The sequence below is a fragment of the Salinigranum sp. genome (assembly GCF_041641895.1).
In the GTDB taxonomy this organism is placed as follows: Archaea; Halobacteriota; Halobacteria; order Halobacteriales; family Haloferacaceae; genus Salinigranum.
This window is the reverse complement of record NZ_JBEPXO010000037.1, coordinates 1-24,156: the sequence shown is the minus strand read 5'-3', so window position 1 is coordinate 24,156 and position 24,156 is coordinate 1. Positions and strand designations below refer to the sequence as shown.

The 24,156-nt window shown below is 68.2% G+C and carries 31 protein-coding genes and 1 tRNA gene; 21 read left to right on the top strand and 11 right to left on the bottom strand.

The window, feature by feature from the left end; genetic code table 11:
* Window positions 1-27: 27 nt before the first annotated feature.
* Window positions 28-570, top strand: coding sequence for a CDP-2,3-bis-(O-geranylgeranyl)-sn-glycerol synthase (locus ACESK5_RS09840; RefSeq protein WP_372911388.1), 543 nt, complete (start codon window positions 28-30; stop codon window positions 568-570).
* Window positions 571-575: 5 nt separating this feature from the next.
* On the opposite strand, the gene ACESK5_RS09835 is transcribed toward ACESK5_RS09840, so the two are convergent.
* On the bottom strand, window positions 576-920 hold the full coding sequence (locus tag ACESK5_RS09835; protein WP_372911387.1) for a hypothetical protein: 345 nt from the start codon (window positions 918-920) through the stop codon (window positions 576-578).
* A 125-nt stretch (window positions 921-1,045) separates the two neighbouring features.
* On the opposite strand from ACESK5_RS09835, the gene pyrE reads away from it, so the two are divergent.
* The 4 genes from pyrE to ACESK5_RS09815 all read left to right on the top strand — a co-directional run bounded on the left by pyrE (window position 1,046) and on the right by ACESK5_RS09815 (window position 4,467).
* Window positions 1,046-1,582 carry an orotate phosphoribosyltransferase gene (gene pyrE, locus ACESK5_RS09830; protein ID WP_372911386.1) on the top strand — a complete coding sequence of 179 codons (537 nt, stop codon included), beginning with the start codon at window positions 1,046-1,048 and terminating at the stop codon, window positions 1,580-1,582.
* Between the two features lie 145 nt (window positions 1,583-1,727).
* The gene (locus tag ACESK5_RS09825) at window positions 1,728-2,441 is read left to right on the top strand and encodes a phosphoribosyltransferase family protein (RefSeq protein WP_372911385.1); all 714 of its coding nucleotides are present in this window, start codon (window positions 1,728-1,730) and stop codon (window positions 2,439-2,441) included.
* Between the two features lie 152 nt (window positions 2,442-2,593).
* Entirely contained in the window at window positions 2,594-4,000 is a 1,407-nt protein-coding gene (locus tag ACESK5_RS09820; protein WP_372911384.1) for an NCS2 family permease, read from the top strand.
* A gap of 212 nt (window positions 4,001-4,212) precedes the next feature.
* Complete coding sequence (locus ACESK5_RS09815) at window positions 4,213-4,467, top strand: glutaredoxin family protein (protein WP_372911383.1); 255 nt, start codon at window positions 4,213-4,215, stop codon at window positions 4,465-4,467.
* 19 nt (window positions 4,468-4,486) lie between these two features.
* Here ACESK5_RS09815 and ACESK5_RS09810 read toward each other — a convergent pair whose 3' ends face one another.
* Window positions 4,487-4,813 carry a hypothetical protein gene (locus ACESK5_RS09810; RefSeq protein ID WP_372911382.1) on the bottom strand — a complete coding sequence of 109 codons (327 nt, stop codon included), beginning with the start codon at window positions 4,811-4,813 and terminating at the stop codon, window positions 4,487-4,489.
* A 52-nt stretch (window positions 4,814-4,865) separates the two neighbouring features.
* Window positions 4,866-5,843: a transcriptional regulator gene (locus ACESK5_RS09805; protein ID WP_372911381.1), complete on the bottom strand. Its 978-nt coding sequence runs from the start codon at window positions 5,841-5,843 to the stop codon at window positions 4,866-4,868.
* Window positions 5,844-6,071: 228 nt separating this feature from the next.
* On the opposite strand from ACESK5_RS09805, the gene ACESK5_RS09800 reads away from it, so the two are divergent.
* Entirely contained in the window at window positions 6,072-7,367 is a 1,296-nt protein-coding gene (locus ACESK5_RS09800; RefSeq protein WP_372911380.1) for a DUF1743 domain-containing protein, read from the top strand.
* A 395-nt stretch (window positions 7,368-7,762) separates the two neighbouring features.
* Here ACESK5_RS09800 and ACESK5_RS09795 read toward each other — a convergent pair whose 3' ends face one another.
* The 3 genes from ACESK5_RS09795 to ACESK5_RS09785 form a co-directional block, all read right to left on the bottom strand.
* Window positions 7,763-8,284 carry an NUDIX domain-containing protein gene (locus tag ACESK5_RS09795; RefSeq protein ID WP_372911379.1) on the bottom strand — a complete coding sequence of 174 codons (522 nt, stop codon included), beginning with the start codon at window positions 8,282-8,284 and terminating at the stop codon, window positions 7,763-7,765.
* Window positions 8,284-9,363: a pyridoxal-phosphate dependent enzyme gene (locus tag ACESK5_RS09790; RefSeq protein ID WP_372911378.1), complete on the bottom strand. Its 1,080-nt coding sequence runs from the start codon at window positions 9,361-9,363 to the stop codon at window positions 8,284-8,286. Before ACESK5_RS09790 ends, ACESK5_RS09795 begins: the two co-directional genes overlap by 1 nt.
* 153 nt (window positions 9,364-9,516) lie before the next feature.
* Window positions 9,517-10,473 carry a succinylglutamate desuccinylase/aspartoacylase family protein gene (locus ACESK5_RS09785; RefSeq protein WP_372911377.1) on the bottom strand — a complete coding sequence of 319 codons (957 nt, stop codon included), beginning with the start codon at window positions 10,471-10,473 and terminating at the stop codon, window positions 9,517-9,519.
* Window positions 10,474-10,641: 168 nt separating this feature from the next.
* Here ACESK5_RS09785 and ACESK5_RS09780 point away from each other — a divergent pair, with 168 nt between their 5' ends.
* The 3 genes from ACESK5_RS09780 to ACESK5_RS09770 all read left to right on the top strand — a co-directional run bounded on the left by ACESK5_RS09780 (window position 10,642) and on the right by ACESK5_RS09770 (window position 13,017).
* On the top strand, window positions 10,642-11,286 hold the full coding sequence (locus ACESK5_RS09780) for a hypothetical protein (RefSeq protein ID WP_372911376.1): 645 nt from the start codon (window positions 10,642-10,644) through the stop codon (window positions 11,284-11,286).
* A 91-nt stretch (window positions 11,287-11,377) separates the two neighbouring features.
* Entirely contained in the window at window positions 11,378-12,670 is a 1,293-nt protein-coding gene (locus tag ACESK5_RS09775; RefSeq protein WP_372911375.1) for an MFS transporter, read from the top strand.
* Between the two features lie 50 nt (window positions 12,671-12,720).
* Window positions 12,721-13,017, top strand: coding sequence for a hypothetical protein (locus tag ACESK5_RS09770; RefSeq protein ID WP_372911374.1), 297 nt, complete (start codon window positions 12,721-12,723; stop codon window positions 13,015-13,017).
* Window positions 13,018-13,044: 27 nt separating this feature from the next.
* On the opposite strand, the gene ACESK5_RS09765 is transcribed toward ACESK5_RS09770, so the two are convergent.
* From ACESK5_RS09765 to ACESK5_RS09750, 4 genes are all read right to left on the bottom strand, one after another.
* Entirely contained in the window at window positions 13,045-13,356 is a 312-nt protein-coding gene (locus ACESK5_RS09765) for a hypothetical protein (protein WP_372911373.1), read from the bottom strand.
* Between the two features lie 74 nt (window positions 13,357-13,430).
* Window positions 13,431-14,093, bottom strand: a complete 663-nt coding sequence (locus ACESK5_RS09760; protein WP_372911372.1) for a helix-turn-helix domain-containing protein — start codon at window positions 14,091-14,093, stop codon at window positions 13,431-13,433.
* Window positions 14,094-14,173: 80 nt separating this feature from the next.
* The gene (locus ACESK5_RS09755) at window positions 14,174-15,400 is read right to left on the bottom strand and encodes a potassium channel family protein (RefSeq protein WP_372911371.1); all 1,227 of its coding nucleotides are present in this window, start codon (window positions 15,398-15,400) and stop codon (window positions 14,174-14,176) included.
* A gap of 50 nt (window positions 15,401-15,450) precedes the next feature.
* Entirely contained in the window at window positions 15,451-16,326 is an 876-nt protein-coding gene (locus tag ACESK5_RS09750; RefSeq protein WP_372911370.1) for a hypothetical protein, read from the bottom strand.
* Between the two features lie 171 nt (window positions 16,327-16,497).
* Here ACESK5_RS09750 and citZ point away from each other — a divergent pair, with 171 nt between their 5' ends.
* From citZ to ACESK5_RS09715, 7 genes are all read left to right on the top strand, one after another.
* Complete coding sequence (citZ, locus tag ACESK5_RS09745; protein ID WP_372911369.1) at window positions 16,498-17,643, top strand: citrate synthase; 1,146 nt, start codon at window positions 16,498-16,500, stop codon at window positions 17,641-17,643.
* Between the two features lie 117 nt (window positions 17,644-17,760).
* A complete protein-coding gene (locus ACESK5_RS09740) occupies window positions 17,761-17,925 on the top strand; it encodes a hypothetical protein (RefSeq protein ID WP_372911368.1) in 165 nt (54 codons plus the stop codon).
* Window positions 17,926-17,967: 42 nt separating this feature from the next.
* Window positions 17,968-18,357: a gamma-glutamylcyclotransferase gene (locus tag ACESK5_RS09735; protein WP_372911367.1), complete on the top strand. Its 390-nt coding sequence runs from the start codon at window positions 17,968-17,970 to the stop codon at window positions 18,355-18,357.
* Between the two features lie 301 nt (window positions 18,358-18,658).
* Window positions 18,659-19,870 carry a threonine ammonia-lyase gene (gene ilvA / locus ACESK5_RS09730; RefSeq protein WP_372911366.1) on the top strand — a complete coding sequence of 404 codons (1,212 nt, stop codon included), beginning with the start codon at window positions 18,659-18,661 and terminating at the stop codon, window positions 19,868-19,870.
* 89 nt (window positions 19,871-19,959) lie between these two features.
* A complete protein-coding gene (locus ACESK5_RS09725) occupies window positions 19,960-20,361 on the top strand; it encodes a Rid family detoxifying hydrolase (RefSeq protein WP_372911365.1) in 402 nt (133 codons plus the stop codon).
* The gene (locus tag ACESK5_RS09720; protein ID WP_372911364.1) at window positions 20,358-20,561 is read left to right on the top strand and encodes a hypothetical protein; all 204 of its coding nucleotides are present in this window, start codon (window positions 20,358-20,360) and stop codon (window positions 20,559-20,561) included. Before ACESK5_RS09725 ends, ACESK5_RS09720 begins: the two co-directional genes overlap by 4 nt.
* Window positions 20,562-20,589: 28 nt before the next feature.
* Window positions 20,590-20,670: transfer RNA gene (locus ACESK5_RS09715), tRNA-Ser, on the top strand.
* Window positions 20,671-20,819: 149 nt separating this feature from the next.
* On the opposite strand, the gene ACESK5_RS09710 is transcribed toward ACESK5_RS09715, so the two are convergent.
* A complete protein-coding gene (locus ACESK5_RS09710) occupies window positions 20,820-21,074 on the bottom strand; it encodes a hypothetical protein (RefSeq protein WP_372911363.1) in 255 nt (84 codons plus the stop codon).
* Between the two features lie 230 nt (window positions 21,075-21,304).
* Between ACESK5_RS09710 and tuf the strand changes: the two genes are divergently transcribed.
* The 5 genes from tuf to ACESK5_RS09685 form a co-directional block, all read left to right on the top strand.
* On the top strand, window positions 21,305-22,570 hold the full coding sequence (gene tuf, locus ACESK5_RS09705) for a translation elongation factor EF-1 subunit alpha (protein ID WP_372911362.1): 1,266 nt from the start codon (window positions 21,305-21,307) through the stop codon (window positions 22,568-22,570).
* 145 nt (window positions 22,571-22,715) lie between these two features.
* Window positions 22,716-22,919 carry a hypothetical protein gene (locus ACESK5_RS09700; protein WP_372911361.1) on the top strand — a complete coding sequence of 68 codons (204 nt, stop codon included), beginning with the start codon at window positions 22,716-22,718 and terminating at the stop codon, window positions 22,917-22,919.
* Between the two features lie 148 nt (window positions 22,920-23,067).
* Window positions 23,068-23,238, top strand: a complete 171-nt coding sequence (locus ACESK5_RS09695; protein WP_372911360.1) for a hypothetical protein — start codon at window positions 23,068-23,070, stop codon at window positions 23,236-23,238.
* A gap of 81 nt (window positions 23,239-23,319) precedes the next feature.
* The gene (locus ACESK5_RS09690) at window positions 23,320-23,712 is read left to right on the top strand and encodes a hypothetical protein (protein WP_372911359.1); all 393 of its coding nucleotides are present in this window, start codon (window positions 23,320-23,322) and stop codon (window positions 23,710-23,712) included.
* A 187-nt stretch (window positions 23,713-23,899) separates the two neighbouring features.
* A partial coding sequence (locus ACESK5_RS09685) for a TCP-1/cpn60 chaperonin family protein (protein ID WP_372911358.1) occupies window positions 23,900-24,156 on the top strand: 257 nt, incomplete at its 3' end.

Here is a 24,156-nt window from a genome sequence, read left to right as displayed (position 1 = left end):
TTATCGGGTCCGTTTCGGACATCCGGTATGGTCGGCTCACTCGTCGCCGGTGCGCTGTGGGCGATGCTGCCCGCGTACGTCCCCAACAACGCCGCCGTCCTCTTCGGTGGGGGTCGCCCCATCGACGGGGGGCGCACCTGGGGTGACCGGCGCGTCCTCGGCGACGGCAAGACCTGGCGGGGGACGGCGGCCGGCACCCTCGCCGGCACGCTCGTCGCCCTCGCGCTGAACTTCCTCAGTCCGACAGTCGCGGAGGCGGTGGGCTTTGCGCTCCCGACGTTTCCCCTCCACGTCGCCGTCGCGCTCTCGTTCGGGGCGATGCTCGGCGACATCGGGGCCTCGTTCCTCAAGCGACGCACTGGCCGCGAACGCGGTGCCGCCTTCCCCGGACTGGACCAACTCGACTTCGTCGTCGGTGCGCTCGGCCTCGCCGCCCTCGTCGCACCCCGGTGGTTCGCCACGACGTTCCCGCTCACGGCGCTGGCCGTCGTCCTCGTCGCCACACCCGTCCTCCACGTCGTGACGAACGGCGTCGCCTACGTGCTGGGGCTGAAAAGCGAACCGTGGTGAGCGCGCTACGCCGTGGTGTCGACCGGAGCGGCCACCCGCTCGAACGCCGCCATCGTGACGCGGATGGGTCCGCTCACCCCGTCGGAGTCAGCGTCGTCCGAGACGGGGTCGAACGCGAGGTCGTACTCGTGCCAGTCGCCGAACCGGGCAGTCTCGTCGAGAATCTCCGCCTCGCTGAACCCTGACTCCGACTCGGTGACGAACACTGCTGGCGCCTGCGGGTTCGGTCGGGCGGGTTCGAGCTTCAGGTCGTACTCGTGCCAGTCGCCGAACCGGGCCGTCACGTCCAGCAGGGCTCCCGCCTCGAAACCACCGAACGATTCGGTCAGTTCGTACGAGGTCCGTGCCATACAGGAGAACGTAGTGGCTCGAAGAAAAAATATTTCGCGGTCGAGTAAACTGTGTTCTATATAGACGCTCTCGGAGCGACCGCGGACCGCCTCGTTTATACTCCCCCGCCGACCGACACACTCGCATGACGAACCAGGAGCTCATCTCGGCGCTCAGAGCCGCCGACGCCGTCCAGTTCGGGGAGTTCGAACTCTCTCACGGCGGCACCTCCGACTACTACGTCGACAAGTACCTCTTCGAGACGGACCCCGACTGCCTCCAACTCGTCGCCGAGGCGTTCGCCGACCGCGACGGCGACACGAAACTCGCCGGCGTCGCGCTCGGTGCCGTACCGCTCGTCGCGGTCACGAGCGTCGAGACCGGCAACCCCTACGTCGTCGTCCGCAAGAAGGCCAAGGAGTACGGGACCGCGAACCGGATCGAGGGCCGCTTCGAGGCGGGCGAGGAAGTCGTCGTCCTCGAGGACATCGCCACCACGGGCCAGAGCGCCCTCGACGCCGTCGCGGCGCTCCGTGAACTGGGTGCCGTCGTCGACCGGGTGCTCGTCGTCGTCGACCGCGAGGAGGGCGCACGCGAGTTGCTCGCCGACCACGACGTCGAACTGGAGGCGCTCGTCACGGCCTCGGACCTGCTCGCCGACCGGGACGCCGACGCGTCGTAGCGCCGACGCTCTCGCCGCTCCCCCCTGGGCGGACCGACACGGACGGCGCGCGTCGTCACCGGGCTCCGCGCTCCCACGCTCGTGGACAACTCGCGCGCTGAAAACATCGAAGTGTTCATACTTGTGCAGGCGTGTGGTTCGATACATGAACAGAGCGGAGAAAGCGGCCCTCCAGCTGCAAGCGGTCGCCGTGCTTCGGATGCTGAAGGAGACACGGACGTACGACGAACTCGCCGACCTCACCGAACTGCCGGCCGGTGACCTCAACCGTTACGTCAACGGGCACGTCCTGCCGGGCGTCGAGCGCGCCCGGGAAGTGGTCGAGGGCGTCGGTCGCGACGCGCTGGCGACCGAACTCGAGGCGCGGGTGACGTTCGACGACGAGGGGTACGTCGACAACTCGGGGGTCGTCTTCGACCAGTCGTTCCTTGACCTCGTCGCGCCCGTCGCCGCCAACGCCTTCGGCTTCGAGCGGCCCGACGTGGTGCTGACGGCCGCGACGGACGGCATCACGCTCGGGGCGGCGATGGCGTCGTACTTCGACGCCCGTCTCGCCTACGCGAAGAAGTCGAAGGAGACGGCCGTCGAGGAGTTCATCGAGTCCCGCCAGCGACTGGCGTCGGGTATCGAACTCACCTACTACCTCCCCGCGTCCGCGCTCTCGTCGGGCCAGTCGGTGCTGGTGGTCGACGACCTCATCCGGTCGGGTGAGACCCAGGAACTCCTCCTCGACATCGCGAACCAGGCCGACGCAGACGTCGTCGGCGTCTTCACGCTCATCGCCGCCGGCGACGAGGGGATGGCCGCCGCCCGGGACCTCACCGACGCGCCCATCGCCGCTCTCGCCACGTTCGACTGACGCAACCCCATCCCGAGATAGTATCCGTAGTCGTGGTATCATCAGGTGATTTTCACCTTCTCTCGTCCAGTTTTGTACACGAATGTGTACACATACGGGGTTCGAGATGAGAACGATTAAGTAAGTTCTTCGGACTATCCTCAGACGTGCATATGGGGCTGGAACAGACGCTCGCTGACTACTTCGACATCGACCAGTACGACACCACCGTCCGCACCGAAGTGCTGGCCGGGTTGACGACTTTTCTGACCATGAGTTACATCGTGGTCGTCAACCCCGCCATCCTCGCCGGCATACCGGACGCCAAACCGGGCATCATCATCCAGGGGTTCGACCCCGCCACCGTCCGCTCGATGCTCGCCGTCGTCACCATCATCGCGGCGGCCGTCGCCACGCTCATCATGGGGCTGTACGCGAACCGTCCGTTCGGCCAGGCGCCCGGCCTCGGGCTGAACGCCTTCTTCGCCTTCACCGTCGTGGGCGCGCTCGGCGTCCCGTGGCAGACGGCGCTCGCCGCCGTCGTCGTCGAGGGACTCCTATTCATCGTCCTCACCGCCGTTGGCGCACGTGAGTACATCATCAAGGTGTTCCCCGAACCGGTGAAGTTCGCCGTCGGGACCGGTATCGGCCTCTTCCTCGCGCTCATCGGTCTGGAGGCGATGAACATCGTCGTCTCCGACCCCGCGACGTACGTCACGCTCGGTCCGGTCGCCGCCGATCCCGTCGCCATCCTCTCCGTCGTGGGCCTGTTCCTCACCTTCGCGCTGTACGCCCGCGGGATCCGGGGCTCTATCATCATCGGCATCCTCCTCACGACGCTCATCGGCTGGGGCGTCACCCAGGCGGGCCTCGTCTCCGCCGACGCCGGTCTCGTCGCCGGTCCCGCGTCGGCACAGTACGACATCACGCCGCTCGCTGGCGCGTTCGTCACCGGACTGGGGAACGTCGAGGCGTTCTCCTTCGCACTCATCGTCTTCACGTTCTTCTTCGTCGACTTCTTCGACACCGCCGGAACCCTAACGGGCGTGTCACAGGTCGCGGGCTTCCTCGACGAGGACGGGAACCTCCCGGACATCGACAGGCCGCTGATGGCCGACGCCGTCGGGACCACCGTCGGCGGGATGCTCGGCACCTCGACGGTGACGACGTACATCGAGTCGGCCTCGGGCGTCGAGGAGGGTGGCCGCACCGGTCTCACGGCGACTACCGTCGGCGTGCTCTTCCTCGCCTCGCTCGCAGTCGTCCCGCTCGCGGCCGCGATTCCCCTGTACGCCTCCCACATCGCGCTCGTGGTCATCGGCGTCGTGATGCTCCAGAACGTCGTCGACATCGCGTGGGACGACATCACCTACACCGTCCCCGCCGGGATGACCATCCTCGTCATGCCCTTCACGTTCTCCATCGCCTACGGCATCGCCGCCGGTATCATCTCGTACCCCATCGTGAAACTCGCCGCGGGCGAACTCGACGACGTCCGCCTCGGTCACTGGGTGCTCGCCGCCGCGTTCGTCGTCTACTTCGTGGTCCGGACCAGCGGCGTCCTCGCGGCGCAGGTCTGACACTCTGGCGGGGCTGTGTCGCACGGTTGCCGTGTCCGCGCTCGCGGTCCACCCCCCCGCCGTGTGAGGTCACGCTGACGCGAGTGCGAGCGCTTCGACGGGTCGCCCGACCGCGACGCGGTGCGTGCGTGTGTGTGTCGCGCACGACGGTTGTGACGGCTGGCGACACAGCACCGTCGGCCTCTTATGAACGAGGGCTCTATCCAGAACCGATGTCGAATCTCATCCTCTACGAACTGCCCGGCTGTCCGTACTGTGCGAAGGTGAAGAATAAGCTCTCTGAACTCGGCCTCGAGTACGAGCCGCGGGAGGTACCCCGCGCGCACAGCGAGCGAACCGAAGTCGAAGAGATCAGCGGTCAGACCGGCGTCCCGGTCCTCGTCGACGAGGAACACGACGTCGACGGGATGGCCGAGTCCGACGACATCGTCGCCTACCTCGAGAAGACGTACGGCAGCGCGAGCTAACCGACTCCTCTCTCGCAGTTCAGACGACCGCCGCCTCGTAGCTCTGCCGCAGCGCGTGTTCCACCGGTGCGAGGCGACCCGGGTCGACCTGTACGGTCGCCCACCGGCGGACGAGACGTCCGCCGGCCTCGAACGGTTCGACCGAGAGCGACCGCTCGAGTTTCGCTCGCTGTGTCTCCGAGAGCCGCGTGAGCGACAGTCCCTGCTCGGAGACGACGGCGAAGAGGACGCCGTCGGCGACGTAGGAGGGACAGCCGAACATGACCTTCCGCGAGACGCCCGGCCACTCCATCACCAGGTCGTCGACGGCGTCGCGGAGCGTCCGGTGTGACTCGTCCGTGTACATGACACTCTACCACGTCGGCGAGAGACATAAGCGTAGACGTCGTCCGCCCCGCCTACGACTCGGCCGGCTCGGTCGTCCGGTCGCGGATGAGGTCACGAATCTCGTCGGGGTCGTCGATGGCCGCGAGTTCCTCACAGGAGACGATGGCCGTCCGTTCGACGGACTCGCGCTTCGTGCGCTCCTCGGTGAAGTACACCGAGCGCGTCCGGGTAATCTCACCGAGCGAGGACATGATGCGAGCGCGCTTCTCGGCGTTCCGGTTGAACGCCGAGTGACCGGTGAGCACGTTCTGCCCGCGGCGGCTGTCCGCGCTGTCCTCCGAGACGGCCTTGAACGGTGCACGGAGCGTCGGGTGGACGTCGTAGCCCGCCCGCGTGAGGACCGTGACGACGTGCTCGTCGTCCGGGTCGGCCTCGGGGTCGGCCGGAGTCGGATCGGCCGTGCGGACCTCGTCGGCGCCGTCCATCACCTCGACGGGCGCGGAGAACGGCTGGTCGAACAGCTCCTCCAGCTGGACCGCCACCTCGATGGAGGCGTTCATGCCGTCCTCGTACTTCGAGACGGTACGTCGGGAGACGCCGAGTTCGCTCGCCAACTGGCCGAGGCTCATCCCCTGCTCCTGCCGTTCGTCGGCGAGCAAGTCGCCGTCGATGTTGACGTACAGTCCGCCGGGGGCGGCGTAGATGAGCGGCGGGACCTCCTCGATGAACAGGTCCATCGCCGTGTCGGGGTTCAACACCGGAACGCCGTGTCGGAAGTAGACGACGCCCGGCTTGAGGTCCTCGTTGCGCGTCCGCATCCCGATGACGAGCGGCGTCGCGTCCAGATACGACCCCAGTCGGCGCATCTCCGCCCCCGTCCCTCCGTCGAACGCGTCGATGTTGCCCAGAATCTTCAACAGGAGGAGGTCGTCGCCGCGGCGGGCGGCGAGGTCGAAGCTCTTGGGCCGGATGGCGATGCGGTCGCTCACGACGAACCCGGCATCGCGTAACATCGCGGTGATGTTGCTGATCAACGCGGACCGCGACATGGACACTACTAGGCCACTCATCGGATATATGTGTTTCTCACCCACCCGGGAGCGGAGTCAGGCGGTTTTGCGTCTCGCCGGCCGATATGGTTATATACTGGAACGCTTCGCCCGCCCACCGCTCCGAGTACCCGGCGCGGCTGTCGTCGGTCACCCGGCTTCCACGGGTCGACCGCTGCCGACGGGCGGGACGAAACCGGTTAGCCGCTCGGCGCGCAACTGCTCGCAATGACCGTCATCGCGCTCGACGACACCGACTCTCGCGAGCGTGGCATGTGCAGCACCTACCTGGCGACCCGTCTCGCGGAGACGCTCCGCGACGCCGGGTACGACGTCGAGCGGCGACTGCTCGTCCGACTCGACCCCGCTGTCGAGCACAAGACCCGCGGCAACGCGGCGGTGGCGCTCCACACCGCCTGTCCGTCCGCGACGGCGTTCGACCACGCCTGCGAGGCCGTCGAGCGCTGGAGCGAGTTCGAAGACGACCGGACCAGCCCCGGCGTCGTCGTCGCGCCGGACGACCCCGACGCCGTCTCGGCCGCTGTCGCCCGGTTCGCCCGCGACGCGGTCCGGGAGCACCACTCGCTCGGCCGGGCGCTCTCGCTCGCCGCGGACCACGGCTACCACCACCGCGGGTGGGACGGCGGGCGGGGCCGCATCGGCGCTCTCGCCGCCGTTGGCGCGTGGGTCGGTCTCGACGAGTGGACCTACGAACACATCTCCTACCGCGCGTTCGACCGCTGTGGCACGCCGCGAGAGGTCGACGTCGACTCCGTCTTCGCCGCCGCCGACTGGGGCTATCCGACCGTTTGGGACACCGTCGACCGGGTCGAGGGGGAGGCCGTCTGCGTTCCGAACGCGCCGGGGCCCATCCTCTACGGCATCAGGGGGGACGACCCCGCCCGCTGTCGGGCCGTCGCCGCCCGCATCGAGAGCGAACCCGTCGACCGGCGGGCGACGTTCGTGACGAACCAGGGGACCGACGCCCACCTTCACGACGACGGCTTCGACGCCCTCCGCGACGGCCGTGCCTCGCGCGTCTCGGGAGTGGTCACCACCCCGCCCGAGACCCGGCGTGGCGGCCACGTCTTCTTCGGCCTCGGGCCGAGCGACGTGCCGAACACGGGGACCGAGACGCCCCGGACGGCCGTCGACTGCGTCGCCTTCGAACCGACGAAGCACTTCCGCGACCGGGTCCGGTCGCTCCGCCCGGGCGACCGTCTCACCGTCTGCGGCGAGGTGTCGGCGGGGACGCTGAAACTCGAGAAGTTCGCCGTCCGGTCGCTCGTCAGAACGGAGCGCGTGACGCCGACCTGTCCCGACTGCGGGCGGTCGATGGAGAGCGCCGGCCGCGGGCAGGGCTACCGGTGCCGGGACTGCGAGACGCGCAGCGGGATGGCGACGCGGCGTCTCGACCGTGACCTCGAACGCGGGTGGTACGAGGTGCCGCCGTGCGCCCGGCGACACGTCGCGAAACCGCTCGTGCGCGGCGGGTTCGACGCGCCGACCCACCCCGAACGGTGAGTGAAGTGCTCGAGTGCGTCCCGCGGCGCCCGGAGACGGACTGCCCGGCCGCCACGGCGGTGAGCCCACAGACCTGCCAGCCGACTGCGGTGGCGTGGACGGACCCCACGACGTCGCGGACGGGGCGCGTCACGCCTTGTGGCTGACACGCAGGCGCGCGGGACGTGTGAGCGAAGCGAACTGAGCGACTCGCGCGAGGGGCGACTGAGTGAGTGAAACGAACGAATGAGTCGGTTGGGGAGGGCGTGGTCACACCGCGTCCGTGTGCCGCGCGGTCCTCGGTCAGTTCCGTCCTTCCGGCGAAGGCCGCTCTCGGATGGACCGCTGCTCCGACGCTCACTACACGCGGTGTGTGCGCCGTCGGAGCGCCTCCCCCTCACTCCCTCTCCGGCCGGTCACTCGAACAGCGCGAACGCGCGGTCGATGCGGGCGGGGACGTACGCGAAGGCGAACGCCAGGCCGGAGCAGTCGTCGCGGTGGACGAATCGTGCCGCCCGGGCGTCCGTGCCGGCCGAGAGGTCGCCGGTCGTCTCCTCGCGGGCGACGGCGTACCCCACCGAGACGATGTACTTCTCGCCCCACGGCTCCATCTGGACCGCGTCGACGAGGGTGAGGGCGGCCGGGTCGACGGCGAGGCCGGTCTCCTCTTCGAGTTCGCGGGCGGCCGCGACGTCGGGTGGTTCGTCCACCTCGAGGTGGCCGCCGGGGTCGCACCACTTCCCCGCCCCGGGGTCGATGCCGCGCTGGACGAGCAGGACGTGGTCGCCGTCGACCACCACCACGCCCGCCCCCGGGACGGGGTTCCGGAACACGATTCTCGCACACGAGGGACAGCGCCGGCGGGTGCGTCCCTCGTCCTCGACGGTTTCGACGCGACTCCCGCAGTCGGGACAGTACGAGGGGGTTCGAGCGACCATCAGCCCTTCAGTCCGCTCCCGGTGAGTGCGACCACGACGTCGTCGTCCGCGTCCACGACGCCCCGGTCTCTGAACGCCCGGAGCGCCGCGGGCGCGACGGCACAGGTCGGTTCGGTGTAGAACCCCCGCGCGTGGAGCGCGTCGAGTTCTCGTTCGACCGCCGCCTCGGACAGGGCGACGACGTCGCCGTCGGTGTCGTCGAGCGCCGCCAGGATAGCGTCGCGCTGGACCGGGTCGCGTATCTGGATGCCGTCGGCCATCTCGTTCGGGGCGTCGTCGTCGCTCCCGTGGAGGGCGTCGGCGATGGGCGCGTAGCCGGCGGCCTGTGCGCCGAGGAGCCGCGGGATTCGGTCGGTCCACCCCGCCTCGGACAGGGCGCGGAACCCACGGTACGCCCCGAGGAAGAGCGTTCCGTGCCCCAGCGGCGTGACGAACGCGTCGGGGACCGACCAGTCACGCTGGGCGGCGATTTCGAGTGCGACCGTCGCGGTGCCGGCGAAGAAGGCGGGGTTCCACGCGTGGCTCGCGTACCACCCCTCCCCCGACTCGACAGCCTCGACGCAGGCCGCGGTGACGTCCGCTCGCTCCCCCTCGACGCGGACGGGCGTCGCGCCGGCCCGCGCGATGGCCCGGAGCTTCGACTGCTTGACGTCGGCCGGGACGTATATCTCGGCGTCGACGCCGGCACGGGCGGCGTAGGTCGCGATGGCCGCGCCCGCGTTGCCGGAGGAGTCCTCGACGACCGTGTCGACGCCGAGTTCGACCGCTCTCGACAGCGTGGTCGCCGCCCCGCGGTCCTTGAAGCTCCCCGTCGGGAAGACGTACTCCAGTTTGAACGCGGCGTCCCACTCCTCGGACGGGACGAGCGGCGTCCAGCCCTCGCCGAGCGTCACCTCGCGGTCGACGGGGAGGAAGTCGTCGAACGCCCAGAGGCCGCGGTCGCGGTCCAGTTCGTCGGGGTCGGGCGCCGGTCCCCCGGGGAGCGGTCGGTCGGCGAATCGAAGCGGGGCGCCACAGCGACACCGCCAGCGGTCCTCGAACGTCGAGCCGCAGGCGGGACAGGAGAGCGAGGCGGGCATACGTTCGAGTCGGACGAGACGGCACAAGAAGGTAGTCACTCCGCCCCACCCGTCGGGGGACGAAACCGGCCGAGCCAGGGTCGGACGTCTTCGGTCCGGATTTTTCTGGTGCGACCGGCCCGCACGGGCGTGTCGCACCTCGACAGAGGTGGGTCAGTAGGAGTCGACGTCCGTCCCAACCGAACAGACGTACTCGCCGGTCGCGACCTGCGGGAGGCGACGCGTCCGCCAGAAGATACCCGAACTGTCGGCGGTGACGCGCGCCTTCACGTTCCCGAACGGGTCCGTCACCTTGAACAGGGTGTCGCCGATTTCGACTTCGTCGCGGAGTTCTTTCGTGAAGTGGACGAGGCCGCCGTTGGGCGACCCGTACTGGTCGAACCCCTTCGCGCGGACCTGCCGTCCGGGGTCGACACTCCCCTCGAGGAAGCCGTACCCTCTGAGCACGTTGAAGACGCCGTCGATGCCCCGCTGGATGCTCGACTCGTCCCACCCGACGCTCCCGCCGAGTTCGGGGTCGATGGTGGGGATGCCCTCGTCGGGGCCGGCCCGGGCGAGTTGACCGTCGGGCCCCTTCTGGTCGAGGATATAGCCGCAGTCGAACGTCTTCGCGAGGCGGAGACACTCGCGGTGGAGGCGGTGCCGCGAGCCACACCGCACCCGGGTCTCGTCGATCATCCGGCTCGTCGACCCCTGGTGGAGGTCGAGGATGAGGTCCGCCTCCCGCGCCGCCTGGAACGTCGCGTGACTGATGCGCTCCGACGACGTCCCGTTCCGGTCGCCCGGGTAGGTCCGGTTCAGCTTCCGGTCGTCGATGGGGTTGCGGTGTTCGCCCACCTGGTAGGCGTGGTAGTTGACGATACCGACGAACAGGACCGTCCCGGAGAGCTCCCGGGGATCCAACTGCGGGACGACACGACTGATGACGCCCACACCGTTGAGTTCGTCGCCGTCACTGACCGCCTGCACGTACAGCGTGTCCCCGGCCGACGCGCCGTTGACGACGGCGACTGGGAGCCCGATGGGGCTCCCGTCCCGGGTCTCCCCGACTTCGAGTTGTCCCGTCGCCACCTCCCCGGGGGCTGCGTCCGCCGTTCCGAGTGATGTCATTGTTCGACACTGGTTCGGCCTCCCCTTTACGGGTTCGGTCCGCCGTTCCTGGTCGCGTCCGGGCTCCCGCCCCGACTCTCACGCACACCGGACAGTTCGTTTCAGGACGAACGATGTTATATGAAAGTTGCAACAAGTTTTATATCCGTAGATTGATTGTTGTAATATATGTCGGGAGACCGCCGAGCCGTGGGGGGAGAGCACGGTCCGTCGGCGGTCGAACTCCTCCCTCGGTTCAAACGTGACGGCTGTAACTTGCTGGTCTCCGGTGCCGTCTCGGAGTCGACGGCGAACCGCGCCTCACAGCGACTGCTCGGTTCGCCGAACCTCGACCGGAAGCGGGTGCTCGTCCAGACGGGTGAGTCAGAGCCGGTGGACGGACTGTTGCCGCCCGGCGTCTCCACTGCCGACCGGAGCGTCCGCGTCGTGCAGCACCGCACGCCTTCCGACGACGGAGACGGTGGAGACTCGCTCGCGACTCTCTCCCGTCGCGTCGCCGAGACCGTCACCGGATTCGACTCGCTCTCCCCGCCACTCGTCGGCGGCGAACTCCGTCTCGTGGTCACGTCGCTCGACGCGCTCCTGGCCGACCACGACGTCCGCGCCACCGAACGGTTCCTCCGGAGCGTGACGGACGCCGTCTCGAGCGTGCGAGGGATGGGCCACTACCGGTACCCCGGCCCGCGCGCGGACCTCTCGTCGCTCCCGACCGAGCGCCTGTTCGACGCGTTCGTCGACCTCCGCGACACGCCCGCCACGGAGCAGCGCCTCTCCATCCCACCGAGTCGGTCGACCGACTGGCTCGACCTCTGACTCGGGCCGCTCCGGAGCGCTCCCCTGTGGACTGTTCTCGTCTGTTAGTCCCATCGAGAGCTATTTTTCGCCTCGCCCGGAACTTCCGTCGATGACAGACACGGAGACCGGCGTCCGCGGGACCCTCCGACAGTTCCTCGCGCTCGACGGCGACGTCCTCGTCCTCTCCGTGGCGATGTTCGCGTTCAGCCTCGGCTTCCAGATGACCGGCCGGTACATGCCGCGGTACCTGAGCGTCATCGGTGCCGGGAGCCTCGCCATCGGCCTCTACGGGAGCTTCGGGAACCTCATCAGCGCCGTCTACCCCTACCCGGGCGGTGCCGTCTCCGACCGCATCGGTTCGCGCGTCGCACTCACGGCGTTCGGCCTCGCGTCGACGCTCGGTTTCCTCGTCTGGTACGCCGCCGGTCCGCTCGCCGACGTCCCCCTCGGCCCCACGTCGGCGGGTGTCGTCGTCGTCTTCCTCGGTCTGGTGCTCTCGCAGGCGTGGAAATCGTTCGGGCTCGGCGCGACGTTCGCCGTCGTCAAACAGAGCGTCGCGCCGGAGCGACTGGCGACCGGGTTCGCGTCGACCGAGACGGTCCGCCGACTGGCGTTCCTCCTCGGACCGCTCCTCGCGGCGGCCATCCTCGCGCGGTTCGCCTTCGACGTCGGGTTTCGCTACGTCCTCCTCGTCGCCGCCGGGTTCGGGGCCGTCGGCACCCTCGCTCAACACGTCCTCTACGACTCCTCCGCGGACTCGTTCGGGAAGTCGTTCGAGGGCGTCGAGACAGTCGTCGACGACCTCCGGTCGCTCCCCGCGCCGCTGAAGCCGCTGCTCGTCGGCGACACCCTCGTCCGGTTCGCCAACGGGATGGTGTACGTCTTCTTCGTCATCGTCGTCACCGAGTTCCTCGAAGTCTCCGTGACGCTCCCGCTCGTGGGACGGCTCTCGCCGGACGCGTTCTTCGGCGTCCTCCTCGCCGTGGAGATGGCCGTCGCCCTCCTGACGATGGTCCCGGTGGCGAAACTCGCCGAGCGCGTGGGGCTGAAGCCCGTCGTCGCCCTCGGCTTCGCCGTCTACGCCGTCTTCCCCGTCCTCCTCGTCTCCGCACCGGCGGACCCGCTCGTCGTCGGTCTCCTCTTCGCGCTCTCGGGGCTCCGCTTCGCGGGACTGCCGGCGCACAAGGCGCTCATCGTCGGCCCCGCGAAGGCCAACACGGGGGGGCGCGTCGTCGGCTCGTACTACCTCGTCCGCAACGCGGTCACCATCCCGAGCGCCGCCGTCGGCGGGTGGCTCTACGCGGGGTCGCCGGCCGTCGCGTTCGGCGTCGCCACCGTCGTCGGCCTCCTCGGCACCGGCTACTTCCTCGTCGCCGGCGAGGAGTTCGAGGCCTATCGGTAGCCGCCGCTGGAACCGACGCCGATTTATCGCCCGGGTCCTCCCCTCTAGCCGTGACAGACGAGGTTCCCGGTCGCCCCGCCTCGGGTGGCCTCGTGCAGGCGTTGAACGTCCCGCGGAACGCGAAACTGGGCGTGCTCACCGGCGTGGCACTCGCCGTCGCCGTCTACCTGTTCCGCGTCCTCGAACTGTTCGGTCCGTTCGCCGGCACGCGACAGTACCCGTTCCTCGGTCCCGAGGGGTGGTTCCTCCTCCTCGCGTTCGTCCTCGCGTCGGCGACGGCGCTACTCGTGACGGCGCTGCTCACCGTCGTCTCCGCGTACCGACTCTCCCGAGAACTCGCCGAGTGAGGCTGCCCGGCCGACCGACCGGCCGGGTCAGTCGCCCGCGAGGCGTCCGATGATGTCGCTCGTCACCGTCGCTCGTGCTCGCGGCGTCAGCCGAATCTCGCCCGTCTCCTCGTCCCACTCGACGGCCCCGGCGGCCTGGAGTTTCGGGAGGTGGACGTGATGGAGCCGCACGGCAGTCAAGGGCCGGTCGGACTCCCCGTCGAGCACGTCGACGACTTCGTCGAACGTCGCTACCCCACCGTTGTCTCTGAGAAACCCCACGACGTCACGTCGCTGCGGGGAGACGACCAGTTCACCGACGAGTCGGTCGTCCTCGCCCGCCCTGCCAGTTCGCGTCATATCACTCTCTCCCGCTCCACGCGCAAGGCGGTTCGGCTTGTTCGCTCAAGCCAGCTATCTATCCCGCCCGAGAATTATCGGACAGGTGACTTGAACGCGTCGTCGACGATCGACTGCACCACCTTCTGGGTCCCCCGTCGGAGTCGCTCCGAGACGGCCTGCTGGGAGACGCCGAGGTCGTCCGCGAGGTCGGACAGCGTCGCCCGCCGCGGTACCTCGAAGTACCCCTTCTCCAGCGCGAGTTCGAGCGCCGCTCGCTGTTCGTTCGTGAGGTCGAAGGGGTCGGTGTCGAGTTCGTCGGCGGTAAGGCTGTGGACGCGCCGGACGTTGAGACGGATCTCGTGTATCTGACAGTACTCGCTGAACGCCGACAGCGACTCGTGGTCGTTGAAGCGGATCCGAAAGAGCCAGTTGTCCCGGCCGTGCGCCTCGAGGATAGTCGCGTTCGTCTCGACCATCCCGTAGATGAGGCTCTCGACAGTCTCGTCCCAGCCGATTCGGTACAGGGAGCGTTCGCCGATGGTGTCGAGGTGGAGCAGTTCGCGCACCTCGTCGGTCGCTCTGACGGCCGCTTCGAACTCCGTCCGGTCGCCCCCACTCACCCAGACGTACGGCATGACCTGCTTCGAGGCGGGGACGACGCGTTCGATTTCGATGTCCATCCCGCCGCCTGCGCGGAGCACTCGCCCTAACAGGAACTGCTCGGCCTCGATAGTGAACTCCGCGACGATACTCATAGACGACAGAGGGAGAGAGCGCGGATAAGCCTGTGTGCTGCGGAACCCGAAGCGTAACAGCCCGCTGTCACCACGCGCGGTCACTCGCCGACGTCGGGCTGGTCGCCGGCGAGTTCTCCGAGGCGGGCCGTCCCCGCGCGAGTGCCCTTCGCGACGATGACGTCGCCCCCGCCGAGTCCCGTCTCCGGACCTGGCTGGACCACCCAGTCGCTCCCCGCCCCTCCGCGGCGGACGGCGATGATGCGCATCCCGGTCTCGGTCTGAATCATCTGGTCGCCGATGGTCGTCCCCGCGAGGTCGCTGTCGGGCGCGACGGTCAACCGGACGATGACCTCGTCGGACTCCTTGACCGCGGCCGCGACGACTGGGTGCGCCGCCAGACCGTGGAGGACGCCTTCGCTTATCTCCAGCGCCGCGTCGGAGATGACCTCGGTGGAGACGGCCAGATGCATCAGCCCACGGAGCGCGATGGGGTCGTCGACGCGGGCGGCCGCCCGGAGCGTCCACGCCTCGAACCGCGACTTGAGCGCGTCCACCTCTGCCTCGAGTTCGGCCACCTCCTCGGCGACGCCCTCGCTGTCGAAGAGGACGGCTCCGTAGGCCAGGTCGACGGCGAGTTCACTCATGTTCTTCATCAACACGATGGAGTCGACGGCCCGTTCGAGGTCGTCGATGGGTGCCTCCGGCGGGTCGATGGGTTCGTACGGCGTGCCGCTGGCGCGCTCGTACACCTCGGCGAGTCCGGTCTCCGGGCCGCGCAGGAGGAGGATGTCGCCCGACTGGAGGACGCTCTCGCGGGTCGGGTTCGTGATCCACCGTCGCTTCCCGGTGGCCTGCTCGCGCCGGATGGCGATGACTCGCACGCCCGTCTCGGTCTCCACGTTGAGTTCGCCGAGCGAGTGGCCGTGGTAGGGCGAGTCGACGCCGACGGGGACGCGGACGAGTATCTCCGTCGCCTCCGGGAGCGCCGACCGGATGGCGTCGGGGAGGCCCATGTCCTCGATGACTATCTTCGCGATGTCGCCCGCCGCGTTCGATATCTTCTCCGCCGCGCCGACCACGCCCAGCACCGGGGCGAGTTCCTCGGCGTCCTCGGGGCTCCGAGCAGCCATCAGCAGACTCATCCGCGCCTGGAGTTGGAGGATGTCCATCCGCTCTTCGAGCACCAGCACCTCGCGGGCGATCTCGTCGCTCCCGAGGAGGACCGCGGAGTACGAGAGGTCGATGAGCAGTTCGGCGGTGTCTTTCATCTCCGCGAGCACCGCCTTCACGCTGACCGGTTCGTACTCCACGTCCTCGGGGTACATGCCCGCGAGTACCCTCCCCGGAGCAAAAAAGGGTCGCTTGCGCGCCCGACTCAGACCGCGTCGAACCACTCGAAGTCTTCCAGCGTCACGACGTACGCCCGCCACTCGCGCCGGTCCTCGATGGCGTAGGTGGTCGGGTAGTAGCCCGCGACGGCGAACCCCTGCGGTCGCTCGATGGGCTTCCGCACCGACCCGCCGGCTTCGAGGAACGCCTTCGTCACCATCGGTTCGAAGAACGTTATCTCGCCGGTGGTGCCCGCGCCGAACGCCCCCGTCTCGGGATCGAACGACCCGTCACGGCTGTACGCGCCGTAGATGAACGTCTCCGTGAACGCCTCGCCGTTGAACTCGGGCGACGAGAAGTCGAGTAGGTGCTCTCCCATCGCCGGCACGATTTCGCGGCCGGGGGCGAACGCGTACCCGGCGGGCATCCGCTCGGGAGCGACGTCGTACGCCGCGGCGGCGGGACCGATTGCCTCGACTACCGACTCGTCGAGCATGTGGAAGTGCACGTCGAAGTGCGGCACCTCGTACATCGGACCCGGGTGGCCGGTCGGGGCCCAGTCGAACCCGACGTAGGTGAACGCGTGGGTGTCACGCTTGGACAGCGCCCGCGGGAGAGAGAGGGCGTACATCGCCATCCCCGCCGGGAGGACGCGCAGCGCCTCGGTGGGGAGGTGGACGCCGACCTCGACGGGGACGCCACGCGAGGTGAGCGTCGCGAACGTCCGCACGTCGACGTCGTCGGCTATCTCGACCGGTCGGCCCCAGGCAGTGTACGTGCTGTCGTCGCCGTGGGTCGCGCCGGCCCGCCCCACGAGGAGGCTCCCGGCCATCGTCGCACCCGCCGCCTGCAGGACGGCCCTGCGGCCGACGCGGGGTGTGTCGTCCGTCGTTCTCGTCGTCTCGCCTACTGAATCGCTCATAGACCCTCACGGTTCGGTGGCTGAGAGCATAAACACAGATGGAGCCTGGCTATCACGTGAACGGTTGATTCGTCTGCAGTCGGGCGGTTTCGGCTCGTCACGTCCGCACGGTTCCGGCGTTCGGCGCACCGAACGATAACGCTTTTTTGAGCGGGTCTGAAATCAGGTCGTATGTCAGACGACCTGAAACGGGGGCTGGAGGGCGTCCTTGTCGCGGAGTCGGAGCTCAGTTTTATCGACGGTGACGCCGGCCAGCTCGTCTATCGTGGGTACGACATCGCCGACCTCGCAGAGGGCGCTTCCTACGAGGAGGTCGTCTACCTCCTCTGGTACGGACACCTCCCGAACCGCGACGAACTGGCGGAGTTCTCGTCGGCGATGGCCGCCGAACGCTCGCTCGACGAGAACGTCCACCGCACCATCGAGTCACTCGTCGAGGCGGACGAGAACCCGATGGCCGCGCTCCGTACGGTCGTCTCTCAGCTCGCTGCGAACGACGACGAGGCCACGTTCGACGCCGAGGCGGTGACAGACCGCGAGGCGAACATCCGGAAGGGACGGCGCATCACCGCGAAGATTCCCACGGCGTTGGCGGCGTTCAAGCGCCTCCGCGACGGCGACGACCCCGTGGCTCCCCGCGAGGACCTCTCGCACGCCGCGAACTTCCTCTACATGCTCAACGACGAGGAGCCCGACGACGTCCTCTCGGAGGTGTTCGACCAGGCGCTCGTCCTCCACGCCGACCACGGCCTCAACGCCTCGACGTTCTCGGCGATGGTCACGGCGTCGACCCTCTCGGACCTCCACTCGGCGGTCACTTCCGCCATCGGGACGCTCGCCGGGTCGCTCCACGGCGGCGCCAACCAGAACGTGATGCGGATGCTCCAGGAGGTCGACGAGAGCGGGATGGACCCCACCGCGTGGGTGAAACACGCGCTCGACGAGGGCAAGCGCGTCGCCGGCTTCGGTCACCGGGTCTACAACGTGAAGGACCCACGGGCGGAGATTCTCGGCGAGCAGTCGGAGGCGCTCGCGGAGGCCGCCGGCGACATGAAGTGGTACGACTACTCCGTCGCCATCGAGGAGTACATGATGGAGGAGAAGGGTCTCGCGCCGAACGTCGACTTCTACTCCGCGTCGACGTACTACCAGATGGGCATCCCCATCGACGTCTACACCCCCATCTTCGCGATGTCGCGCGCCGGCGGCTGGATCGCGCACGTCCTCGAGCAGTACGAGGACAACCGCCTCATCCGCCCGCGCGCCCGGTACGTGGGGCCGCGCGACCAGACACTCGTGCCGCTCGACGAGCGATAACGGTCGTCACTCCTCCTGCTCGCCGCCCCCGTCGATACCAGATACTGACGGGCCTCTCGACGATTTATCGTGTTGGCGCAGCGTCACTAGCGTGGGGTGTGTCCACAGATGTCACTGATGAAGCGACTCACGTCGATGCTGGGACGCGAACCGTCCAGGGAGTACGAGTACCAGTGTCTGGCCTGCTCAGAACACTTCGTGACCGACGAGGCCCACATGGCGCGGGTCTCCTGTCCCGGGTGCGGGTCGGCCGACGTCCGGAGCGTCGCCGCCGAACACTGACCGCGCTGTGGCATTTTTACCGTCGCGTCACGTCCCCCCGCTATGGACGTCTTCGTCTACGGCACGCTGACGAACCCCGAGCGAGTCGCCGACCTGGTAGACTCGTACGCGTTCGTCGGGCCGGCGCGCCTCCGTGGTCTCCACCTCGTCGAGGGGCGGTATCCGACGCTCGCTCCCGGGGGAGAGGCGGCGGGTCGACTCCTCCGGACCGAGGCGGTCGACCGCATCGACGACTACGAGGGCGTCGACGACGGCCTGTACGTCCGCGTCTCGGTTCCGCGGACCGACGGGGGCGAGGCGGCCGTCTACGTCGGCGACCCGGACCGTCTCGACGCCGACGCCGACTGGCCCGGTGAGGGTCCGTTCGCCGCGCGCGTCCGGGCGTTCCTCGCGCGGCGCGACGTCGTCGTCGAACCGGTCGTCGACCGCTGACCGGGCGCGCTCGTTCCGGCCGGTTCGCACGACGGACGTCCGACGCCGCGGGCGAGGGCATCGCTGTCACACAGTTTCACTTTCACCGCGCTCGGCTGACGTTTATATCTACTCCCGTGCTACGTCCAGTTGCGCGTCACACGCGTATGCATTCCCCCAGAAGACGCGAACGACGCCACCGACGCAGTCGCGGACGTACCGGTTCTTTCTCACGTCGCTCTCGCCCGTGAACACCCGCCGGCGACCCGTCGGGTCGGCAGGCACACCCAACCGTTATCGCCCCGCCCGGGCAATTCGGTCCATGCTCTCGCTGGACGACGTGCTCGAAGCCCAGCCTCGCGTCGAGGCTGTCGCACGGCGAACCCCGCTGCAGGACTCACACACATTCTCGCGGATGACCGGTGCGGACGTCCGTCTGAAACTGGAGAACTTCCAACGGACGGGGGCGTTCAAGATTCGCGGCGCGACGAACCGCATCGCGACCCTGTCGGAGGAGGAACGGGACGCGGGCGTGGTCACCGCGAGTGCGGGGAACCACGCGCAGGGCGTCGCGCTGGCGGCGACCCGCGCGGGGGTCGACTCGACCATCGTCATGCCGGAGTTCGCCCCCATCTCGAAGGTCAACGCCACCAAGCGGTACGGCGGCCGGGTCGTCCTCCACGGCGTCGACTACAGCGAATCACAGGAGAAGGCCCACCGAATCGAACGGGAGGAGGGTCGGACCTACGTCCATGCGTTCGACGACCCGGCGGTGATGGCCGGCCAGGGGACGCTCGGCCTCGAAATTGTCGAGCAGTGTCCCGACGTCGACACCGTCGTCGTCGGCATCGGCGGCGGCGGCCTCATCTCGGGCGTCGCGACGGCGGTGAAGGCGAAGTCGCCCGACACCCGCGTCGTCGGCGTGCAGGCGGCGGGGGCGTCGAGCCTCGCCGAATCGCTCCAGAAGGGGGAAATCGTCGAACTCGACGCCGTCGACACCATCGCCGACGGCATCGCCACCCGGCGCGTCGGCGACCGGACGTTCGAGGTCATCCGCGAACGGGTCGACGAGGTGGTGACCGTCTCCGACGAGGAGATCGCGATGGCCGTCACCCACCTGCTGGAACGCTCGAAGACGCTCGTCGAAGGAGCGGGCGCGGTTCCCCTCGCGGCCGTCCTCGCGGAGGCGTTCGACTACGACGAGGGAGAGGTCATCGTCCCCGCGCTGTGTGGCGGCAACATCGACCTCAACGTCCTCACGACGGTGTTGATGCGCGGCCTCGTCGAGACGGGTCGCTACCTCCGCATCAGGACGGTGCTGAAGGACCGCCCCGGTGCCCTGTTGCACCTCACGGACATCCTCGTCGACCACCGGACGAACATCCACGCCATCCACCACGACCGTACCTCGAAGGACGTGGCGATGAACGCCGCCGAGGTGGAACTCGACCTCGAGACGCGGGGGGACTCCCACGTCCGGACGCTCCTCGCGGACCTCCGCGACCACGGCTACGAGGTCGAGGTGCTCGTCTGAGCCGCGGTCCCGACCCGACGCGTCCCCCGGCCGGATTCGTCGTGGGACACACGACCGGTCTTTTTGTCGGTGCCGGGCGAGCGCCTCGTATGAAGCGGACCATCTCCACGGACGAGGCGCCCGCGGCAGTCGGCGCGTACAGTCAGGGACCGACGACCGGCGACCTGGTCTTCACCGCCGGGCAGATTGCGCTCACTCCGGCGGGGGAGTTTCTCGACGACGCCCCGGTCGCCGCGCAGACCGAACAGGCGCTCGAGAACGTGATGGCCGTCCTCGCCGCCGAGGGTGCGGGCCCGGGTGACGTGCTCAAGGTCACGGTGTTCCTCGCCGACATCGCCGACTTCGACGAGATGAACGAGACGTACGCGACGTTCTTCGACGACGAACCTCCGGCGCGGAGCGCCGTCGAGGTCGGTGCCCTGCCGAAGGGGGCCGCCGTCGAGATCGAGGCCATCGCCGTCGCCCCCGAGTCGGCGTCGGGCGGGGAGTGACCCCCCGCACGAAGTCGAGTCTCCTCTGGGGACTCGTCGGTGCGCTCGCGTTCCTCGTGCTGGTTCAGGGGTACGACCTCGCCGCCGGCCTGACGGTGGGGTTCGGCGCCCGGTTCGCCGTCGCCGTCCTCGTCGGTGTCGTCGCAGCGGCGCTCTCGTACCAGCTCGCCCCGCGACTGGGGTCGAAAGGAAGGACTTAAATCTCGCACCGGATTACGCTGGAAACGAGCCGGGATGGCCGAGTGGTAAGGCGCACGCCTGGAAAGCGTGTTCCCTCTGGGATCCAGGGTTCAAATCCCTGTCCCGGCGTGGTTCTACAGCGAGCGACGTGACGAGCACCGCGGAGCGTGTACTCGCGACTCGCGGCGACTGGTCACACCGCTAAGGAGTTCGAGCCAGCGGAGTGGGAGCGAGTGAACGGTCTCACTCCCGACGAGGCGTCTCGTCGTCCGGTCGGCTCAGTGCTGACGGAGACGGACCGTGTTGTCGTCGACGGTGTCGACGTGGTCACTGCGGATTCGGTTCGGACGCTCGCCCTCGTTGTCGTCGTCGCCCCAGCCGAGCATGTTCTTCACCTTCTCCGTCAGGTCGCTCCCGTCGTCGCGGTCGACGACGGCCTGGTCGTCTCTGACCTCGTGGATGGTTCCGACGTGCGTTCCGTCGGACGTGACAACGTCTTTGTTCCGGTCGTCGTCGCTGAACAGGTATCCCATTGCGTTCACAGTGAGGACCTGTGGGGGCCAACGCGTGTTGCTTGCACCTGCACGGGTCGACAGTCCGCTCGCGGGACCACGAGCACCCCACGTGGTCACCGGGCACGGCCGTCCACACTCCCGCGGCTCCCGGTCGGGCGACCTGTCACTGGCGCTACCACAGAACCGTTTTGTCCTTGCCTGCCCTATCTAGCATCTCTCTACGGCGCACGGCCGAGGGGGAACCTCTCATGGCAGACAAACCACACCAGAACCTGGCAATCATCGGGCACGTCGACCACGGAAAGAGCACGCTCGTCGGCCGCCTCCTGTTCGAGACCGGGTCCGTTCCGGAGCACGTCATCGAGCAGCACCGCGAGGAAGCCGAGGAGAAGGGCAAGGGCGGCTTCGAGTTCGCTTACGTGATGGACAACCTCGCCGAGGAGCGCGAGCGCGGGGTCACCATCGACATCGCCCACCAGCGGTTCGACACGGACAAGTACTACTTCACCATCGTGGACACGCCCGGCCACCGCGACTTCGTGAAGAACATGATCACGGGGGCGAGTCAGGCCGACCACGCGGTGCTCGTCGTCGCCGCCGACGACGGCGTCGCGCCCCAGACCCGCGAGCACGTCTTCCTCTCGAAGACGCTCGGCATCGAGACGCTCATCGTCGCCATCAACAAGATGGACACCGTCGACTACGCCGAGGACACCTACGAGGACGTCAAGGCGGAGGTGCAGAAACTCCTCGGGCAGGTCCGCTTCGACAGCGACGACGCGCGATTCATCCCCATCTCGGCGTTCGAGGGCGATAACATCGCCGAGGAGTCGGACAACACGCCGTGGTACGACGGCCCCACCGTCCTGGAGGCGCTGAACAACCTCCCGGAGATGTCGCCGCCGACCGACGCGCCGCTCCGCATCCCCATCCAGGACGTCTACACCATCTCCGGTATCGGGACGGTCCCGGTCGGCCGAATCGAGACGGGGGTCCTGAAGCCCGGGATGGACGTGGTGTTCATGCCAAGCGACGTGGGCGGGGAGGTGAAGACCGTCGAGATGCACCACGAGGAGGTCGACGAGGCCGGTCCCGGCGACAACGTCGGGTTCAACGTCCGTGGCGTCGGCAAGGACGACATTCGCCGCGGCGACGTCTGCGGCGAGGCGTCGAACCCACCGAAGGTCGCCGAGACGTTCACGGCGCAGATCGTCGTCATGCAGCACCCCTCGGTCATCACCGTCGGCTACACGCCCGTCTTGCACGCCCACACGGCACAGGTGGCAGTCACGTTCGAGTCCATCGACCAGAAACTCGACCCCAAGACCGGAGAGGTCGCCGAGGAGAACCCCGACTTCATCAAGGCGGGCGACGCCGCGGTGGTGACGCTCCGACCACAGAAGCCGCTCAGCATCGAAGCGTCCTCGGAGATTCCCGAACTCGGGAGCTTCGCCGTCCGCGACATGGGTCAGACCATCGCCGCCGGCAAGGTGCTCGAGGTGAACGAGCGGTAGTCGGCCGAGACAACGGTCGACGGCCGCTCGCGAGAGTGGCGACGGTGCCTGCCCCGACCGGTGTCGGCGTCGTCGACGGCTCCCGCTGGGAGCCAACTCGGCCGGGACCACAGCTTATGTGTCTCCTCCGCCTGGTTCGAGACGTATGACGACGCAGTACGACGACTGGAGCCGCGAAGAACTGGTCGAACGAGTCGAGGAACTCGAGGAGACGCGTGCGGCCCTGCTGGCCGCGCTCGACATCGTGACCGACCCCGACCGCGACACCGACGACGTCCGGGCACGACTCGCCGAGGAGTTCGACCGCGTCGGCGACGACGACGTCGCCGAGGCCACGCGCGGCTGGTGAGCGGTCGTCGGTTCCGGACGCTCGTTCGGTCTCCGGAGCGATCGTCGAACGGACGTCCCGTCCAGCGGCCGTCGACCTGACAGACACGACTCCGTTCTCCTCACCGACGAAATATTAATACCTCTCGCTCGCGTTGGTGTGGCTGACAATGCCTGACACGAAGAGTGGCCGCGAGAAGAAAGGCCAGAACAAGCTGACCCAGCTGGACGAGCGTCTGAACGAGCGCGAACTCCGGACGCTCGACCACGACGACGAGCCACCACGGTGGGAGGGCATCGACGGCGAGTTCATCGCGGAGGAGGTTCCCGACGACGACTGAGTTCCTCGTTTCCCTCCCGTCACGTTCGCCTTTTCGACCGATGTCGCCGTGTTTATGCACCACCCACGAGTAGTTCGGCCTGTGTCACACCGCGCGAACTACGCGACGCTGTACCTGGGCGTCCAGCTCGCACCGGAGCGCCGGGCGCTCAACCTCGACTGGGCGACCAACGTCGGCGACACCACCGACACCTACGAGTTCGAGGTCCCGACCGACGACGCACAGGACGCCTACGTGGGCCTGCAGGCGTTCGACGTCGGTGAGTACGGCCACGAAATCGAGGTGAACGGTGAGCCGCTGTCGGGGTTCGACATCCCGCCGAACGACGGCTGGCAGTACTGGGTGGACACGCTGACGGGGACGAGTCTCCACGAGGGGACGAACACCCTCCGTATCCGCCGAGACCCTGATTCGCGCGACGCGTTCGCCGTCGGGTCCGTCACCGTCCACTGGAAGGAACCCGCCGACGGATAATATATAAAGAGCCGCTCGACGACGCGACCGGCTCCGCGATTCGTGTGCGATTCGTTGGCACGACCTCGCGCGGAAAACGCACGCAGTCGGCGTGTTCGCCACCGCTCACCTCGTGACCGCTCCGCCGAACGAACTGGTTCGTTCTCGAAGCTTTTATATAGAATCACAAACAATCCGCTGGTGTACTATGAGTCAGCGCATGCAGCAGGGACAGCCGATGATCATTCTCGGTGAGGACTCCCAGCGCGTCAAGGACCGCGACGCGCAGGCGTACAACATCCGTGCGGCCCGTGCCGTCGCCGACGCGGTACGCTCGACACTCGGCCCGAAAGGGATGGACAAGATGCTCGTCGACTCGATGGGCGACGTCACCATCACGAACGACGGCGTCACCATCCTCAAGGAGATGGACATCGACAACCCGACGGCCGAGATGATCGTCGA

Excerpts from the sequence above, each read along its gene's own strand:
- ACESK5_RS09800 (WP_372911380.1), top strand. The coding sequence starts at position 6,072 with ATGACCGTCATCGCGCTCGACGACACCGACTCTCGCGAGCGTGGCATG.
- ACESK5_RS09815 (WP_372911383.1), top strand. The coding sequence starts at position 4,213 with ATGTCGAATCTCATCCTCTACGAACTGCCCGGCTGTCCGTACTGTGCG.
- ACESK5_RS09820 (WP_372911384.1), top strand. The coding sequence starts at position 2,594 with ATGGGGCTGGAACAGACGCTCGCTGACTACTTCGACATCGACCAGTAC.
- ACESK5_RS09810 (WP_372911382.1), bottom strand. The coding sequence starts at position 4,813 with ATGTACACGGACGAGTCACACCGGACGCTCCGCGACGCCGTCGACGAC.
- ACESK5_RS09785 (WP_372911377.1), bottom strand. The coding sequence starts at position 10,473 with ATGACATCACTCGGAACGGCGGACGCAGCCCCCGGGGAGGTGGCGACG.
- ACESK5_RS09750 (WP_372911370.1), bottom strand. The coding sequence starts at position 16,326 with ATGAGCGATTCAGTAGGCGAGACGACGAGAACGACGGACGACACACCC.
- ACESK5_RS09835 (WP_372911387.1), bottom strand. The coding sequence starts at position 920 with ATGGCACGGACCTCGTACGAACTGACCGAATCGTTCGGTGGTTTCGAG.
- ilvA (WP_372911366.1), top strand. The coding sequence starts at position 18,659 with ATGCTCTCGCTGGACGACGTGCTCGAAGCCCAGCCTCGCGTCGAGGCT.
- ACESK5_RS09755 (WP_372911371.1), bottom strand. The coding sequence starts at position 15,400 with ATGTACCCCGAGGACGTGGAGTACGAACCGGTCAGCGTGAAGGCGGTG.
- ACESK5_RS09780 (WP_372911376.1), top strand. The coding sequence starts at position 10,642 with ATGTCGGGAGACCGCCGAGCCGTGGGGGGAGAGCACGGTCCGTCGGCG.
- ACESK5_RS09825 (WP_372911385.1), top strand. The coding sequence starts at position 1,728 with ATGAACAGAGCGGAGAAAGCGGCCCTCCAGCTGCAAGCGGTCGCCGTG.
- ACESK5_RS09795 (WP_372911379.1), bottom strand. The coding sequence starts at position 8,284 with ATGGTCGCTCGAACCCCCTCGTACTGTCCCGACTGCGGGAGTCGCGTC.
- ACESK5_RS09775 (WP_372911375.1), top strand. The coding sequence starts at position 11,378 with ATGACAGACACGGAGACCGGCGTCCGCGGGACCCTCCGACAGTTCCTC.
- ACESK5_RS09840 (WP_372911388.1), top strand. The coding sequence starts at position 28 with ATGGTCGGCTCACTCGTCGCCGGTGCGCTGTGGGCGATGCTGCCCGCG.
- ACESK5_RS09700 (WP_372911361.1), top strand. The coding sequence starts at position 22,716 with ATGACGACGCAGTACGACGACTGGAGCCGCGAAGAACTGGTCGAACGA.
- citZ (WP_372911369.1), top strand. The coding sequence starts at position 16,498 with ATGTCAGACGACCTGAAACGGGGGCTGGAGGGCGTCCTTGTCGCGGAG.
- ACESK5_RS09765 (WP_372911373.1), bottom strand. The coding sequence starts at position 13,356 with ATGACGCGAACTGGCAGGGCGGGCGAGGACGACCGACTCGTCGGTGAA.
- ACESK5_RS09695 (WP_372911360.1), top strand. The coding sequence starts at position 23,068 with ATGCCTGACACGAAGAGTGGCCGCGAGAAGAAAGGCCAGAACAAGCTG.
- pyrE (WP_372911386.1), top strand. The coding sequence starts at position 1,046 with ATGACGAACCAGGAGCTCATCTCGGCGCTCAGAGCCGCCGACGCCGTC.
- ACESK5_RS09790 (WP_372911378.1), bottom strand. The coding sequence starts at position 9,363 with ATGCCCGCCTCGCTCTCCTGTCCCGCCTGCGGCTCGACGTTCGAGGAC.
- ACESK5_RS09740 (WP_372911368.1), top strand. The coding sequence starts at position 17,761 with ATGAAGCGACTCACGTCGATGCTGGGACGCGAACCGTCCAGGGAGTAC.
- ACESK5_RS09760 (WP_372911372.1), bottom strand. The coding sequence starts at position 14,093 with ATGAGTATCGTCGCGGAGTTCACTATCGAGGCCGAGCAGTTCCTGTTA.
- ACESK5_RS09805 (WP_372911381.1), bottom strand. The coding sequence starts at position 5,843 with ATGTCGCGGTCCGCGTTGATCAGCAACATCACCGCGATGTTACGCGAT.
- tuf (WP_372911362.1), top strand. The coding sequence starts at position 21,305 with ATGGCAGACAAACCACACCAGAACCTGGCAATCATCGGGCACGTCGAC.
- ACESK5_RS09710 (WP_372911363.1), bottom strand. The coding sequence starts at position 21,074 with ATGGGATACCTGTTCAGCGACGACGACCGGAACAAAGACGTTGTCACG.
- ACESK5_RS09725 (WP_372911365.1), top strand. The coding sequence starts at position 19,960 with ATGAAGCGGACCATCTCCACGGACGAGGCGCCCGCGGCAGTCGGCGCG.
- ACESK5_RS09735 (WP_372911367.1), top strand. The coding sequence starts at position 17,968 with ATGGACGTCTTCGTCTACGGCACGCTGACGAACCCCGAGCGAGTCGCC.